Genomic DNA, 667 nt, shown 5'->3' on the forward strand with positions numbered 1-667 from the left:
TGCAGGCTGCCAGTGACGTCAATGGTACGACCGACCGTCAGTCCATCAAGGACGAAATCAGTGCGCGTCTGGATGAAATCGATCGTGTTGCTAACGGCGCTCAGTTCAACGGGACTGACCTGCTGAAGGCCTCTGGTTCGCTCAGCATCCAAGTGGGTGCCAACACCACGACGAACGACGTCATCGAGGTCGATACCTTCAACGCTACCGTGACTTCGGGTGGCTTGATGAGCGGTGTGGGCAGTACAACAGGCTTCACCGGCAAGGCCGACTTTGCCGTCGCAGTCAGCGGTGATGCACAGAAAGTGATCAACACCGTTGACAAGATGCTGGAAAACGTCGACAAGGCCCGCAGCAACCTGGGCGTGATCCAGAACCGCCTGGAGTCGACCGTGGCTAACCTGAACAACACCATCACCAACCTGTCGGCTTCGCGTTCGCGCATCGAAGACGCCGACTACGCGGTGGAAGTGTCCAACATGACGCGTGCGCAGATTCTGCAACAGGCTGGTACCGCTGTGCTGGCGCAGGCCAACCAAGTGCCGCAGACCATGCTGTCGCTGCTGCGTTAATTTTAGTCAGCAGCTAGCTGGGGGGTAACCCCTGATTTAGGCCATTCGTGCAAGCGAGTGGCCTAAACTTTTTGTGGCGTGTGTCGTAAAGCTGA

General features: G+C 57.3%; 1 protein-coding gene. It reads left to right on the forward strand.

What is annotated here, in order from left to right; genetic code table 11:
- Positions 1-572 (forward strand): flagellin (locus CCA01S_RS15075; protein ID WP_269747424.1); only part of this gene is annotated, 572 nt, incomplete at its 5' end.
- Positions 573-667: the final 95 nt, after the last annotated feature.

This window comes from Castellaniella caeni NBRC 101664 (assembly GCF_001592225.1).
In the GTDB taxonomy this organism is placed as follows: Bacteria; Pseudomonadota; Gammaproteobacteria; order Burkholderiales; family Burkholderiaceae_B; genus Castellaniella; species Castellaniella caeni.